The organism is Pseudomonas sp. LBUM1674 (genome assembly GCF_059695635.1).
In genome coordinates, this window is sequence record NZ_CP166779.1 from 3,196,733 (window position 1) to 3,209,032 (window position 12,300).

Annotated in this window: 14 protein-coding genes and 1 pseudogene; 5 read left to right on the plus strand and 10 right to left on the minus strand. The window is 57.6% G+C overall.

The window, feature by feature from the left end; all coding sequences use genetic code 11:
• The first annotated feature begins 97 nt into the window (after positions 1 to 97).
• Both ACA067_RS14805 and ACA067_RS14810 read left to right on the plus strand, forming a co-directional pair.
• A complete protein-coding gene (locus ACA067_RS14805) occupies positions 98 to 1,429 on the plus strand; it encodes a carbohydrate porin (protein ID WP_497462447.1) in 1,332 nt (443 codons plus the stop codon).
• A 44-nt stretch (positions 1,430 to 1,473) separates the two neighbouring features.
• Entirely contained in the window at positions 1,474 to 2,256 is a 783-nt protein-coding gene (locus ACA067_RS14810) for a (S)-acetoin forming diacetyl reductase (RefSeq protein WP_497462448.1), read from the plus strand.
• Between the two features lie 155 nt (positions 2,257 to 2,411).
• On the opposite strand, the gene ACA067_RS14815 is transcribed toward ACA067_RS14810, so the two are convergent.
• From ACA067_RS14815 to ACA067_RS14830, 4 genes are read right to left on the minus strand one after another with little or no spacing between them, the layout of a single operon-like run.
• A complete protein-coding gene (locus ACA067_RS14815; protein WP_497462449.1) occupies positions 2,412 to 3,395 on the minus strand; it encodes an LLM class flavin-dependent oxidoreductase in 984 nt (327 codons plus the stop codon).
• A 44-nt stretch (positions 3,396 to 3,439) separates the two neighbouring features.
• Positions 3,440 to 4,246 carry a sugar phosphate isomerase/epimerase family protein gene (locus ACA067_RS14820; protein WP_497462450.1) on the minus strand — a complete coding sequence of 269 codons (807 nt, stop codon included), beginning with the start codon at positions 4,244 to 4,246 and terminating at the stop codon, positions 3,440 to 3,442.
• Positions 4,247 to 4,261: 15 nt separating this feature from the next.
• On the minus strand, positions 4,262 to 5,062 hold the full coding sequence (locus ACA067_RS14825) for a sugar phosphate isomerase/epimerase family protein (protein ID WP_497462451.1): 801 nt from the start codon (positions 5,060 to 5,062) through the stop codon (positions 4,262 to 4,264).
• Positions 5,059 to 6,075 carry an LLM class oxidoreductase gene (locus ACA067_RS14830; RefSeq protein ID WP_497462452.1) on the minus strand — a complete coding sequence of 339 codons (1,017 nt, stop codon included), beginning with the start codon at positions 6,073 to 6,075 and terminating at the stop codon, positions 5,059 to 5,061. The genes ACA067_RS14825 and ACA067_RS14830 overlap by 4 nt, the downstream gene beginning before the upstream one ends.
• A 158-nt stretch (positions 6,076 to 6,233) precedes the next feature.
• Here ACA067_RS14830 and ACA067_RS14835 point away from each other — a divergent pair, with 158 nt between their 5' ends.
• Positions 6,234 to 7,115 (plus strand): LysR family transcriptional regulator, encoded by an 882-nt coding sequence (locus ACA067_RS14835; RefSeq protein WP_497462453.1) that lies wholly within the window; start codon positions 6,234 to 6,236, stop codon positions 7,113 to 7,115.
• A gap of 80 nt (positions 7,116 to 7,195) precedes the next feature.
• On the opposite strand, the gene ACA067_RS14840 is transcribed toward ACA067_RS14835, so the two are convergent.
• The 3 genes from ACA067_RS14840 to ACA067_RS14850 are packed head-to-tail and all read right to left on the minus strand — an operon-like array spanning position 7,196 to position 9,120.
• On the minus strand, positions 7,196 to 7,597 hold the full coding sequence (locus ACA067_RS14840) for a DoxX family protein (RefSeq protein ID WP_497462454.1): 402 nt from the start codon (positions 7,595 to 7,597) through the stop codon (positions 7,196 to 7,198).
• A 16-nt stretch (positions 7,598 to 7,613) separates the two neighbouring features.
• Positions 7,614 to 8,285 carry an alpha/beta hydrolase gene (locus ACA067_RS14845; protein WP_497462455.1) on the minus strand — a complete coding sequence of 224 codons (672 nt, stop codon included), beginning with the start codon at positions 8,283 to 8,285 and terminating at the stop codon, positions 7,614 to 7,616.
• 13 nt (positions 8,286 to 8,298) lie between these two features.
• Positions 8,299 to 9,120 (minus strand): DODA-type extradiol aromatic ring-opening family dioxygenase, encoded by an 822-nt coding sequence (locus ACA067_RS14850; protein WP_497462456.1) that lies wholly within the window; start codon positions 9,118 to 9,120, stop codon positions 8,299 to 8,301.
• Here ACA067_RS14850 and ACA067_RS14855 point away from each other — a divergent pair.
• Positions 9,065 to 9,676, plus strand: a pseudogene (locus tag ACA067_RS14855) (substrate binding domain-containing protein); the annotation flags it as partial. The gene ACA067_RS14850 and the pseudogene ACA067_RS14855 sit on opposite strands and share 56 nt — an antisense overlap.
• Positions 9,677 to 9,772: 96 nt before the next feature.
• On the opposite strand, the gene ACA067_RS14860 reads toward ACA067_RS14855, so the two are convergent.
• From ACA067_RS14860 to ACA067_RS14870, 3 genes are all read right to left on the minus strand, one after another.
• Entirely contained in the window at positions 9,773 to 10,387 is a 615-nt protein-coding gene (locus ACA067_RS14860) for a nitroreductase family protein (protein ID WP_497462457.1), read from the minus strand.
• Positions 10,388 to 10,459: 72 nt separating this feature from the next.
• A complete protein-coding gene (locus ACA067_RS14865; protein ID WP_497462458.1) occupies positions 10,460 to 10,813 on the minus strand; it encodes a putative quinol monooxygenase in 354 nt (117 codons plus the stop codon).
• Between the two features lie 85 nt (positions 10,814 to 10,898).
• Complete coding sequence (locus tag ACA067_RS14870) at positions 10,899 to 11,096, minus strand: tautomerase family protein (RefSeq protein WP_020723503.1); 198 nt, start codon at positions 11,094 to 11,096, stop codon at positions 10,899 to 10,901.
• Positions 11,097 to 11,254: 158 nt separating this feature from the next.
• Between ACA067_RS14870 and ACA067_RS14875 the strand changes: the two genes are divergently transcribed.
• Positions 11,255 to 12,157 (plus strand): LysR family transcriptional regulator, encoded by a 903-nt coding sequence (locus ACA067_RS14875; protein WP_497462459.1) that lies wholly within the window; start codon positions 11,255 to 11,257, stop codon positions 12,155 to 12,157.
• Positions 12,158 to 12,300: the final 143 nt, after the last annotated feature.

Here is a 12,300-nt window from a genome sequence, read left to right on the forward strand (position 1 = left end):
GTTTTTCAATTGATCGCTTCCTTAGTGACCGCAAGGGCATCGCCCTGCGGTCCAGTTAATGCTGTGTCGTAAAACATAAAAACAAGGATAAATCGACATGTACATCTCTTGGAAACTGCCGTTGGGGCTCGGGCTCCTTTCGTGCATCGCTCTACCCGTATCCGCCGCTGACCCTTCATCGCAGTGGGGATCGGGAGATTGGGGAGGGGTACGCAGCGAGCTTCTGGAACAGGGCGTGGACGTCATCGTCGGGTACGTCGGCGAGGCGGCCACCAATGTCCACGGCGGCTACAACCATGACCGCACTGCACGCTACACGGCGCAGTGGGCCCTTGGAACGCACCTGGATTTACAGAAACTGCTGGGCTGGAATGACGCAGAGTTCCAGTTGCTGGTGACCGAGCGCAATGGCAACAACCTATCCAACGAGCGAATATCCGACCCGCGTGCGCCGCAACTCAGTTCCGTGCAGGAAGTGTGGGGTCGGGGGCAAACCTGGCGCCTGACACAGATGTGGTATCGACAAAAGTTTTTTGACGGTGCACTGGATCTCAAGCTGGGGCGCCTGGGGGTCAACGAAGATTTCAACAGTTTCCCTTGTGACTTCCAGAGCCTGTCGTTCTGCAGTGCACCCATCGGCAACGTCGCCGGTGATGTCTGGTACAGCGGTCCTGTCAGCCAGTGGGGAGGGCGGGTTCGTTACAACATCGATGAACAATGGGCGGTGCAGGTCGGGGTGTACGAACAAAACCCTTCGAACCTGGAGACCGGCAACGGCTTCAAACTCAGCGGTAGCGGTACCCAAGGTGCGCTGGTGCCAGTAGAGGTGATCTGGAAACCGACGCTGGGTAGCGAAGCACTGCCGGGTGAATACCGCTTGGGCTACTACCACAGCAGCGCCAGCGCCAATGATGTGTATGACGATGTTAACGGCGAGCCGCAAGGGTCGACCGGCCAGGCGCCCAAATCCCGCAGCAGCAAACATGGCGCGTGGATCATGGGCCAGCAGCAACTCACCTCCCATCACGGCGATGCGTCACGTGGCTTGAGCGTTTTTGCCAGCTTGACCGTCCTCGACAAGGCCACCAGCGGTATCGAGAGTTTCCAGAACATCGGCGCGGTCTACAAAGGCCCGTTCGATGCCCGGCCAAAGGATGACATCGGCCTGGGTGTCGCTCGGCTACTGGTCAACGATGCCGCGGCCAAACGCCAGCGCCAGATCAATCAAAGCACGGGCATTGACGACTACGACAACCCGCAATACGTCCCCATTCAGCACAGCGAATACGACATTGAGCTCAACTATGGCGTGCATGTTACCGACTGGCTGACCGTGCGCCCGAACGTGCAGTACGTCCGTCACCCCGGCGGTGTTTACGAAGTCGATAACGCCCTGGTCGCAGGCGTGAAACTACAGGCGAGCTTCTAAACCGCTATCTGATTTCCCCATAACGACTGAGAAGGAAAGCTGAAATGAGTAAATCCAAGGGAAAAGTTGCTTTTGTTACAGGTGCAGGTCAAGGGATTGGTGAGGCCATCGCTTTGCGCTTGGCGTCAGATGGTTTTGCGGTGGCCTGTGCTGATATGAATATTGAAACCGCCAGTCACGTTGCTGAAAGAATCAACAAAGAGGGTGGCAGAGCCTTGGCGATAACAGTTGATGTGGCTGATCGCGATAATGTCTTCAAAGCCGTGCAGGAAGCGGTGGACGCTCTGGGCGATCTGCATGTTGTCATCAATAATGCGGGTATTGCGCCTATTGCTCCGATTGAATCTATTACGCCAGAGATTTACAGGAGAACCTTTGATATCAACGTGGGGGGTGTTTTATGGGGCATACAGGCCGCTGTAAATGCGTTCAAAACATTGGGGCACGGTGGCAAGATCATCAGTGCTTCCTCCCAGGCAGGTCATGTCGGAAATCCAGACCTGGCTGTTTATGGCGGGACTAAATTTGCAGTGCGTGGCATCACCCAAACGGCGGCTAGGGAATTGGCCCACCTCGGCATTACGGTGAATGCATATTGCCCAGGTATTGTGAATACACCCATGATGCGCAAGGTTGCCCAGGATGTAGCGGACAATGCTAATCAAAGCGTTGAATGGGGAATGGAGCAATTTGCCCAGCATATTGCGTTAAAGAGACTTTCTCGGCCAGAGGATGTTGCTGCCTGTGTTTCATTCCTGTCCGGCCCTGATTCTGACTACATGACAGGTCAGGCTGTAATCATTGATGGTGGAATGGTTTTTAATTAGGTCTTAACTGGCGGCCATGCGCCGCTGAAGAAAAGATCGGCCCGAACAGGCGTCGTCAATCACTCAAGCTGATTGACGACGCCTGTTCTTGGTTATGACATTTTCAGGGCATTCTCCAGTACCGTTTTCTTGCGTTAACTCGGCACATGGACGCCTTAGTCAAGCAGGTCGGCAATGGATTCGGCGGCCAGTTGATAGGAGCGGCAGCGTGCGTCGGGATCGTAAATTCTTGCATCGATTATAACCTCGTCCGCCTCGGTGGTTCCGATGAACTGGCGCAGCCAACTTCCAACATCATCCTTGTCGCCTACTGCAGTGCAAGACATGGCTTGAGCCAGGTTGTGGCGATCTATATCGGCGAGTCTTTCCATCAAGCCTTCTTCCGGGCGCGGCAGAGCGCCTGCTCTTCCCGCGTACAAATTGCTTACCCAATGACGGTGTGAACTCGCCAGGTAATCGGCTTCGGCGCGTGATGGGGCAGCGAAGACATTTGCGCCAACGATGACATAAGGGCGGTCCAGCAATGCTGACGGCCGGAACGAGGCGCGATAGTGCGTGATGGCTTGCATCAAGAATCGCGGCGCGAAATGTGAAGCGAATGCGTAAGGAAGCCCCATTCTCGCAGCTAGATCCGCACTATTGAGGCTCGAACCCAGCAGCCATATCGGAACGTCATGGATTTCTGGGATTGCACGAATCGGCTGATTTCCGTTGTCCGCCAGATAGTCAGTCAATTGCTGGATGTCTTGCTCGAAGTCGCGCTCGGAGGCGTCACCGCGCATGGCGCGAATAGCCCGCCCTGCTGATCCAGGTGCTCTGCCAATGCCTAGATCGATACGGCCTGGAAACAAGGTATCCAATGTCCCGAACTGCTCCGCCACCATCAAAGGGGAGTGGTTGGGTAGCATGATTCCGCCAGAGCCGACTCGCAGGGTGCTGGTTGCCGCAGCGAGATGCTGGACGAGCAAGGTGGTAGCCGAAGAGGCAATTCCCGGCAGGTCGTGGTGCTCGGCGATCCAGTAGCGTTTGTAGCCGTGGGCTTCCACGTGTCGCGCCAGGGAGGTGGCGTCATCAATCGTGTGGGCAAAGGTTTTGCCTTCGCCGATCATCATGAGGTCAAGCACAGAAAGGGCTGTCATTGCATGTTCCGTTTTTGAGGTGAAGTCTGTGACATGGCAGTCCACTACTTAAGCGGGAAATCCGACCAGGACGGGTGACGTTCCAGGCGTTGATCGATTTCGCGCAGCGCTGCCAGGCATCGCTGGAGCTTGAGGTAAATGTCACCCCCGTAATCCCAGCCGAGCACGCCAATGCTGCCGGTATAGCCGGCGCGGTTCAGCGCGGCAATCAAGGCGAAGTTGTCCATCTCTCCGCGGTCGACCGGCTCCATGGTCGCCACGCCGCCCCAGCCCAATTGCGAAAGTGCGCTGCCAGAGGTCACCACTTGCATGAGCCAGGGTTTCATCGCGCCAAGACGCTTTTCCAGTTCGCCTTCCTGGCTGGCGTACCAGTGATAACCATTGAACGAGGCCCCCAGGCGTGGGTGAGCAAAGAGCTCGCAAATCTGCACGACTTGCGTGGTGGTCTGGGTGACATGATGAAGGTGCGGATACAGGGCGATCCGTAGTCCGCGCCGTTCGGCAATGGGCAGCAGCGACTCGATGAACCGCAGAATGGCCTGGGCGCCATTGACTGAGGTCTGTATCGCCAGCTCGATCAGCTCAACACCCTCGACGGTTTCGACGATGCGCCTTATCAGGGCGTCGTTGCGCCCCTCGTGTAGCACCAGATAAAGGCCCTCGATGTGCAGGCCATGGTTTTCCCGGACGCTGGGCAGCAGGCTGAGGTCAGTCAGTGGTGTGCCACCCCAGGCAGCCACAGTAATGCCGTCGTAGCCGATCTCGGCCAACATTTCGCACTGCGTCTGGAAGGCATATACGCCCATCGACGAGTAGAAGAAGGAATCGAGTGCATGAATGCGATGAGCCATGATTTTTCTCCTGGCTCAGTGCGGCGAATCGGTCAGGACTGCCCACTCAGGGTGGGCGGCCAACCGTTGTTCCATGGACCGGAAGGCGGTGACCGAGCGGCGCAGGTTGCCGTAGACATCGCCGCCCATGCTTTCCCAGCCGAGCACGCCAAACCGTCCGTCAAAGCCGCGCCGTTCGAGCGCGCCCAACAACACGAAGTTGTCCATTTCGCCCTCATCGAGCGGCTCGATGGTTGCCAGGCCGCCCCATCCGAGCGGGGAGCGCCGAGTGCCGGCCATGTTCACCTGTTTCAGCCAAGGCAACATCGCGTCCAGGCGCTGCTCCAGGGACTGCTCTTCGGTCGCGTACCAGTGATAACCGTTGAACACGATGTTGAGGCGCGGATGGTTGAACTCCCTGCAAAGGGCCACCGCCTCGGTGGTCGTCTGCATGCCGTAGCGTGCGTGCGGGTACAGGCTGATCTCCAGGCCTCGGCGGTCGCAGATCGGCAGTAGGCGTTCGAGCATTTGGCGGTCAAATTGGGTGACTTCGTCGCCGGAATGCAGGGCCAGCTCGATTGTGGTACAGCCCTCGATGGTCTCGAAGATGTTGGTCACAAAGGCTTCCAGGCCCATGCGATAGATCAGGTAGACCGCGCCCACGTCCAGGCCCCAGGTGGGTTTAACCCGGGCGATCGACTTCAGGTCTTTACTCCAGGCAGACATCGTCAGACCCTGGTAGCCGAGTTCGGCGAGCATCTCGCACTGCGCTGCCAAGGGATAGGTCCCCAAGGTCGTCTGAAAAATGAAATCCATATGATGCAGTGGACGATTCATGAGTGGGCCTGCGCTAACACTGGTTCGATGGGTAAGGACGCACTTGGAAAGTGCGGCAGGAGGTATTCGCCCAGTTCGTCGATGACTTCCGAGGCGTGGCGTCGCTGAGGTTTGAAGTGCAGGGCAACGTGGCCGACGCCCTGATCCTGTTGGCGTTTCCAGTGTTCAATCAGGGCATTTCGCCCGGCACGCAACACGCGGCCCGCCTGGACGGGATGGTTTGGATCTCGGTCCAAGTCAAACAGGGTGCCGTAGCCATAGGGCTTGTAGACATGGCCGCCGCAGGCGGCACGCCAACGTTCGATGATTTGCGCAATCAGAACCGGATTGGAGATGTAGGAAAGAATGCCGTCCGTATTTTCTCCAATCCACTCCAGCGACTGGCCGGCCTGGCCAACGATAATGGTCGGTATGCGTGAGCCTACCGGTTTGGGAACGAGGTCGATCTCTCCATTCAACTGACCATAAAACCGCGACTGGTGAACCGCCCAGTATGATTCGGTGGTGGCGCGGATGACTGCCAGCGCGTCACGGAAGCGCTCGGCACGGTTGCCGAATTCGAGCCCGAAGGCGGGGTATTCCACTGCACGATCGCCCGTAGCCAGACCCAGAATAAATCGTCCACCCAGTAACTGATCGATACTCGCAGCCTGCTTGGCAACGATCAACGGATCGCGCAAGGGCAGGACAATGCCGGCGGTGCCGATGGCTATCTGCTTGGTCACGCCAGCGAGGAAGCCGGCATAGACCAGCGGATCAAGGATTTGCCCCACGTCACCAAAGTTCGGATCGTAAAACGGCACGTCCCGTAGCCAAATCGCGGAAAAGCCCGCTTCGTCAACCCGCTGAGCCAGCTGCGCGTGATCTTGCAGAGTCGGCGCTGGGCTATTGGGATAGCTTTCCAACGGCGCGATAAAGCCGAAGGTCAAACGGCCGGGTTGGAAAACGCGCGCATAGCCCGGGTGCTGCTTGAGCTCAGGCGCAAGTTCATAGTGGGACGGCATCGAAGTCATTCGAGGGCTCTCGTGTAGTCAGATGGCCGTGACTTCGCAGTGCGATATAGCGGGGTGAAGTCACAATTGCGGTGACTATAGGATGTATGATGAAAAAGAAAAACAGGATGAAGTTCCGAACATTCAGGAATAAAACGCTCAAATAGACTGAGGTGACGATGGATCATTTTGGAGCGCTCAGTGCGTTCGTTCACGCCGCGCAAACGCGCAGTTTTACCGAAGCCGGGCGCAGAACCGGCGTATCTTCATCGGCCGTTGGCAAGGCGGTTGCGCGACTGGAGGAAGAGCTTGGGGTAAGACTGTTTCACCGATCCACGCGCGCCATCACCCTGACGTCTGAGGGCAGCCTGTTTCTGGAACGCTGCCATCGAATTTTTGCGGAGTACGAGGTTGCCAAACGGGAGCTCACCCAAGCTGCGGGCAGGCCTCAGGGGAAGTTGCGTCTCGGTTTGCCACAACTGGGCATGAGGTTGATGCCTCACTTGATTGCGTTTCAACAGGCGTATCCCGAAGTGGAGTTGGAACTGGAGTTCAGCGATCGGTTGGTCAACGTGATCGAGGAGGGTTTTGATGCCGTGATGCGTATCGGTGAGGTTGAAGACTCGCGCCTGATGATGCGCAAGCTCAACGGCTACAGCCATCGCCTGGTCGCGTCGCCACACTACCTTTCAAGCCGGGGTGTACCTTCACGGCCATCGGAACTGTCCAGCCATTCATGCCTGCGTTACCGATACCCCACCAGCGGTAAACTCGACCCTTGGCCTCTGGTGGCAAAAAAGGGACAGGACAGTGTTGAACTGGGGCAGTCGGCTACTGCCAACGCGATTGAACCGTTGCTCGCTATGGCTGAGGCGGGGCAAGGAATAGCCTGCCTTCCCGATTTTTTTGTCGAGGACGCCATCGCTGACGGACGATTGGTGCCTGTGTTGGATCGCTATATTCGCGACCACCGCACCTTCAGCATTCTCTGGCCATCCAGTCGCCATCCGTTGCCAAAGATAAAGGCCTTTGTGAGTTTTATGTCATCGCGCCTGACGTGAATCGTCATGGTTGGCCCAAACGCAAACTGCCGACGCGCCGGGGTTTCCAGAGCGTGGGCAGGCTTTGAGTCTGCAGTGGCTTACGCTTTGTTGGATGCTTTTGCCGCCATAGGTCCGTCGCCCAGCAACGCTACGACCAGTGCCGTCGCGGACAGGTAGACAGGATATTCCCAGCCACCATTGGCATTGGTGAAGCTCCAGCCGTTGCCAAAATGGACAGTCGCGGCAACGAACAGCTGAACCACTGCCAGAGCGGCTACCCAGCGCGCATAGACTCCCAGTACCAGCATCAAACCGCCGATCACTTCAAAGGCCATGACCGGGTAGGCCACGAAGCCGGGAAAACCGATGGATTCAAAAAATCCAGCGGTGCCTGCCGGAGTGAACACAAGCACTTTGGTCAGTCCGTGGGTAATGAACATGATGCCGAGGGTCAGGCGCATAACGAGTGCGGCATACGGAGCGGTGCGCGAGTCGATCATGGTGCAGTTCCTTTGTTTACTTGGAGAGTGACAGCGTGTGGGTCAGCCATTGCGAAAAATCCGCCAGTTCTTGAGCGACGATCTCGTGGGCCATGTCGTAGAAGTGCGTTTCGTGGGCGACGCCGATTCGATCCAGCCAAGTGTCCGCTTCTTGCGCCCAAGCCACGGGCAGGACGTTGTCCTGATGACCATGGGCGATGAACGCGCTGACAGACTTGAGTCGCTCGGCGGAAGCGATCCGAGGATCAAGTTCGCGCAGCATTCGGCCGCTCAAAATTGCGAAACCCTCAACCAGCTCGGGCTCGGTGACCCCAAGGCTCGCGCTCATGATGCCGCCCTGGCTGAAACCGGCGATCACGGTCGGCAGCTTGGGCAATGCTGCGATGAAACGCTGCAGCAGTTGTCGGCTGGACTCTGCTTGCTCTTGATTGAACGATGGGCCGTTACTGGTGAAGTTCACCTGATACCAGGCGAAGCCTTGCGGACCGACCTGCAGGGGGCCGCGCAGCAGAATCACTTCCAGTTCCTCGGGCAGCGATGGAACCAATGATGCGAGATTCGCTTCGTTTGAACCGACACCATGCAGTAAAAGCAGGCGGCCCTTGGACACTGAAGTTCTGCACCCTTTGCGGAAAAACAGGCCCGTTTGCGGTTCGCGGGCAGCGTCAGAAAAAATCGTGTCACGCATGGTCTGTAACGCCTTAACTGAATTGAATGGATTCAGATCCATCATTGTCGTTCGAGGAAAACAGGTAGCTGTCCATCGCCAGCACCCCGTAGCTCACGCCGCATTCCAGGACACGGGTCTTATAGTGTTCGCCAGCCGCGCCAAGGGCGATGAGCAGCGGTAAAAAATGCTCATCCGTGGGATGGGCACGTTTGGCTGAAGGTGCGTGCTGCTTATAGTCCAGCAGGAAATCGGTGTTGCCCGCCTGCAGGGTTTGGGCTGTCCAGGTAGCAAACTCTTTCACGTAATCAGCCCCATGGCTGGCGGCACCCCGAAACTCGTACAAGTTATGGGTCAGGCTTCCGGAAGCCACGATCAACACCTTCATATCGCGCAGTGGCGTGAGGGCTTTGCCCAATTTCCAAGCCTGGTGGGTGTCGAGGCCGGCAGGCATCGATACCTGAACGACGGGTATGTCTGCCTCAGGGGCCAGATACAACAGAGGCACCCAGGCGCCGTGGTCCAGGCCTCGACGGGCGTCAAGCCGGGACTTCCATCCCGCCTTCTGCAGCAGGCCCACGATATGAGCGGCGAGGGCCGGAGCGCCCGGTGCGGGGTAGCGCAACGTGTACAAGGCGTCGGGAAATCCACCGAAATCGTGAATGGTTTCGGGGGCGGTGCTCGCCGTAACGTTGATTTCGCCGCGGGTCATCCAGTGCGGGGAGAGGATGACGATGGCATCAGGCCGCGGTAGTTCGCGACCGAGTTCGGCCAGACGTTGACCCGCCAGACCAGGCTCGAATGCACCGGTCAGTTTCGGTGTGCTGCACTTGGCACCTATATGGGGCGACTTCATGAAGGCCTACCCCAACGTCGAGTTGGACATCAGTTTGAACGACCGACTGGTGGATCTTGTGGAGGAGGGCTTCGATGCCGCTGTTCGTATTGCTCGCATGGAAAGCTCTTCCTTGATAGGGCGTCGTCTGGCGGGCACGCGGATGTGCCTGTGCGCTTCACCCGACTATCTGGCGAGCCATCCACAAGTGCGCACGTTGGCAGACCTGGCAGAGCGCGGAGTGATTGCGTATACCAACTTCGCCAGCGGCAATGAATGGCAGTTCATGGGCCCTGACGGCAGCGAAAGTGTGCGCACCCGCTCGATCGTTCGCTGCAACAATGGCGATACCTGTCGCGGTATTGCCTTGGCGGGGGGCGGCATTGCCTTGCAGCCCAGCTTCATGGTTGCCGAGGATTTGCGGGCGGGTGACCTGGTTGAGATCCTGCCTGAGTACCAGTCGGTCGAACTGGGCATCTATGTGGTCTATCCCACCCGCAAGCACTTGGCGACCAAGGTCCGCGTGCTGATCAACTTTCTGGTCGAGCGATTTGCCCACCCTCAATGGGAACGGTAGAGAGGATTTCGTCGAATAAAGTCTGACTCAGCTTTGTTTCACATTAGCAACGGCCAACGAAACCAGGTCGTGCCTGGCAATCGCTGGCAGCAATGCTTACACGAACTGCAGAACGTCGTTCACAGCTTTACGAGGCTTTTGCGGCCAGTTGGCCGAGCCGGGATAGCCCACGGTGATCAACATCACTGGAATCTCCGTCGCGGAAAGACCGAACGCTTGTGCCACTGCCGACGGGTCGAACCCGATCATGGGTGTCGACACAAGGCCTTGTCCTTTGGCCGCGAGCATCAGGGTCATGGCGGCCAGCGAGCCTGAGCGGATCGCTTCGTCGCGTTGTAACTGCGGGTTTTCCTGGTACATGCCTTGAGCGGCGCCCAGCCACATATCGTAGATTGCCTGGTCAATGATGCCGGCATCCAGCGTCGGTTTCAGGGCCACGGGCAGGGTTTCATGGGGATTGAGGGTGCCACAGACAATAAAGGTCACGGCCGCATCCATGACTTTCTGTTGACCGTAGGCCAACGGCAGCAGGCGCGCCTTTGCTTCGGTGCTGCGCACTGCCAGGAACTTCCAGTTTTGCAGGTTGAAGGCGGAAGGGGCGTGCGTAGCCAGATCGATCAGATCGGTGACCTGTTGATCCGTCAATTGACGTTCAGTGTCGTAGCTGTTGGCGGAAATTCGGGACTTAATTACTTCAGCAATAACGGACATGGTGATCTCTGTGCGAGAAAGTAGATGCGCGCAGTCCCGGTTGTTGCCATCGAGACTGCGCGGTCATTGAACTTAGCGGCTGAAACCGTCGTAAGGGGTCATGTACACCGCCCCGAATGGATCAAGGCGTTTGCGGATTTCTGCATCCGGTGTGCCGTAGACCACCAGGCTGGTAACGGTGCACAGCTCGAGGAAACGCTTGCCGAATGGTGCGAAAGTGGTGTCTACGTGACTGACTACGGCATCGGCGTTATAGCGTTCAAGGATGTGAACGGTGCTGTTGTCGTCGTTGACGCTGTATTCGTAAACCAGTGTGCCAGGCTCGGTGCGGGTAGCTGCCACGATCGTCGCGATCAGCGCCTTGAACTCTGGAAACGCTTCGGGTTTTACCGCGAGGGAGAACAGGCAGGAGATAGGTGGGTGCATGAATCGCTCTTGCGTCAGAGGCTTGATCAGAAGCCAGTTGAGTACGCATCGCTGGCCAAGCCGATGCATTCGGTGCCGATGGCGGTCAGGGTTTCTCGGGCGCGTCGCCGAACAGTTTGCCGGCACCCGCCCAATCCGAAGCCGCTACGTCTTCAAAAATGACGTAGATGTAGTTGGCATCGGTACCGGTGTGTTTAACGATGCTTTCGGTGATGTCTGCAGCAACAGCGGCTTTTTGTGCGTGTTCTTTACCTTCGAACCAGCTCACACGTACGACGGGCATGATGGTGTCCTTCTGGGCATTAGTCGGGAGAGAGGTGCTTGACGTGCTATAGCGCACCCTTACATTGCTGAAGCTCATCGTACTGTTGAACTTGCTGGCGATAAACGGCCTAAAACTATAATCTGGGTAGACTAGAACTCTACAATCGGCAAACCGGCATGGTCCCTATCGATTCTTTTCAAGGCATCATCACGTTCGTCGTGGCGGCGCGCTCGACCAGTTTTACCCAGGCAGCCGAGCGCCTCGGCCTGTCGAAATCTGCCGTGGGCAAAGCCATTGCGCGCCTGGAAGAACGTTTGGGCACACAGCTATTTCATCGTACTACTCGCCGGATTTCCCTGACTGCCGATGGTGAGGCCTATCTTGTGGCGTGCTCTACGGCCCTTGAGGAAATCGGTGCTGCAGAGAGCGGACTGGGGCCAGGCGGTGGAGAGCCTTCCGGACGTTTGCGAGTAGACATTCCTGTGGCATTCGGGCGTCGGGTCGTGGCCCCATTGCTGTTTGAGATCGCCAACAAATACCCGGCTCTGCAACTGAACCTGACGTTTTCCGACCACCTGGTTGATCCCTTCGAAGAGGGCATCGATTTGCTGGTCCGCTTCGGAGAACTGCAAGACACCAGCGGTCTGGTGGCGCGGCGGCTGACACGACAACGCTGGGCCATTTGTGCCGCCCCCGACTACCTGAAGCGCTTTGGTGTTCCACAGAACCTGGAAGACCTGAGCCATCACCGCTGCATTGTCGGGCATCGACGCGGCCAGCCGTTGTCGTGGCGGGTCATGCAGGCGGGGCAGACCGTACGATACGCGCCACCCACGACTCATCAAATTGGCGACGGGGAAGCCATGATTCTCGCCGCAGTCGCCGGCACAGGCTTGTGCCAGATGCCACGCAGCCTGTTCCAGGACGATATTGAAGCGGGCAGGTTAGTGGAGGTTCTGCAAGCTTATGAACCGGAAGCTGTCGATGTGCATGCCGTCTGGCCAAAGGTGTCCCATCTGCGGCCGAAGGTCAGATATGTGGTCGATGAGCTGGTCAAACTGTGCGAGCATTGGCAGTGATGCGAGCTGACACCGGGTGAGTTTCATCGCTGGATGACTACCGTCGCTCCGACAACCTTCATGGCTCAATGGCAGTCCAGATCAAACAGGAACAATATCCCTGCCAGACGCCGCCACAGGGTTCGAAAATTTGACCTGGACTA

Bases quoted from the DNA above. Each gene is read 5' to 3' on its own strand.
- ACA067_RS14805 (WP_497462447.1), top strand. From the start codon at position 98: ATGTACATCTCTTGGAAACTGCCGTTGGGGCTCGGGCTCCTTTCGTGC.
- ACA067_RS14810 (WP_497462448.1), top strand. From the start codon at position 1,474: ATGAGTAAATCCAAGGGAAAAGTTGCTTTTGTTACAGGTGCAGGTCAA.
- ACA067_RS14815 (WP_497462449.1), bottom strand. From the start codon at position 3,395: ATGACAGCCCTTTCTGTGCTTGACCTCATGATGATCGGCGAAGGCAAA.
- ACA067_RS14820 (WP_497462450.1), bottom strand. From the start codon at position 4,246: ATGGCTCATCGCATTCATGCACTCGATTCCTTCTTCTACTCGTCGATG.
- ACA067_RS14825 (WP_497462451.1), bottom strand. From the start codon at position 5,062: ATGAATCGTCCACTGCATCATATGGATTTCATTTTTCAGACGACCTTG.
- ACA067_RS14830 (WP_497462452.1), bottom strand. From the start codon at position 6,075: ATGACTTCGATGCCGTCCCACTATGAACTTGCGCCTGAGCTCAAGCAG.
- ACA067_RS14835 (WP_497462453.1), top strand. From the start codon at position 6,234: ATGGATCATTTTGGAGCGCTCAGTGCGTTCGTTCACGCCGCGCAAACG.
- ACA067_RS14840 (WP_497462454.1), bottom strand. From the start codon at position 7,597: ATGATCGACTCGCGCACCGCTCCGTATGCCGCACTCGTTATGCGCCTG.
- ACA067_RS14845 (WP_497462455.1), bottom strand. From the start codon at position 8,285: ATGCGTGACACGATTTTTTCTGACGCTGCCCGCGAACCGCAAACGGGC.
- ACA067_RS14850 (WP_497462456.1), bottom strand. From the start codon at position 9,120: ATGAAGTCGCCCCATATAGGTGCCAAGTGCAGCACACCGAAACTGACC.
- ACA067_RS14860 (WP_497462457.1), bottom strand. From the start codon at position 10,387: ATGTCCGTTATTGCTGAAGTAATTAAGTCCCGAATTTCCGCCAACAGC.
- ACA067_RS14865 (WP_497462458.1), bottom strand. From the start codon at position 10,813: ATGCACCCACCTATCTCCTGCCTGTTCTCCCTCGCGGTAAAACCCGAA.
- ACA067_RS14870 (WP_020723503.1), bottom strand. From the start codon at position 11,096: ATGCCCGTCGTACGTGTGAGCTGGTTCGAAGGTAAAGAACACGCACAA.
- ACA067_RS14875 (WP_497462459.1), top strand. From the start codon at position 11,255: ATGGTCCCTATCGATTCTTTTCAAGGCATCATCACGTTCGTCGTGGCG.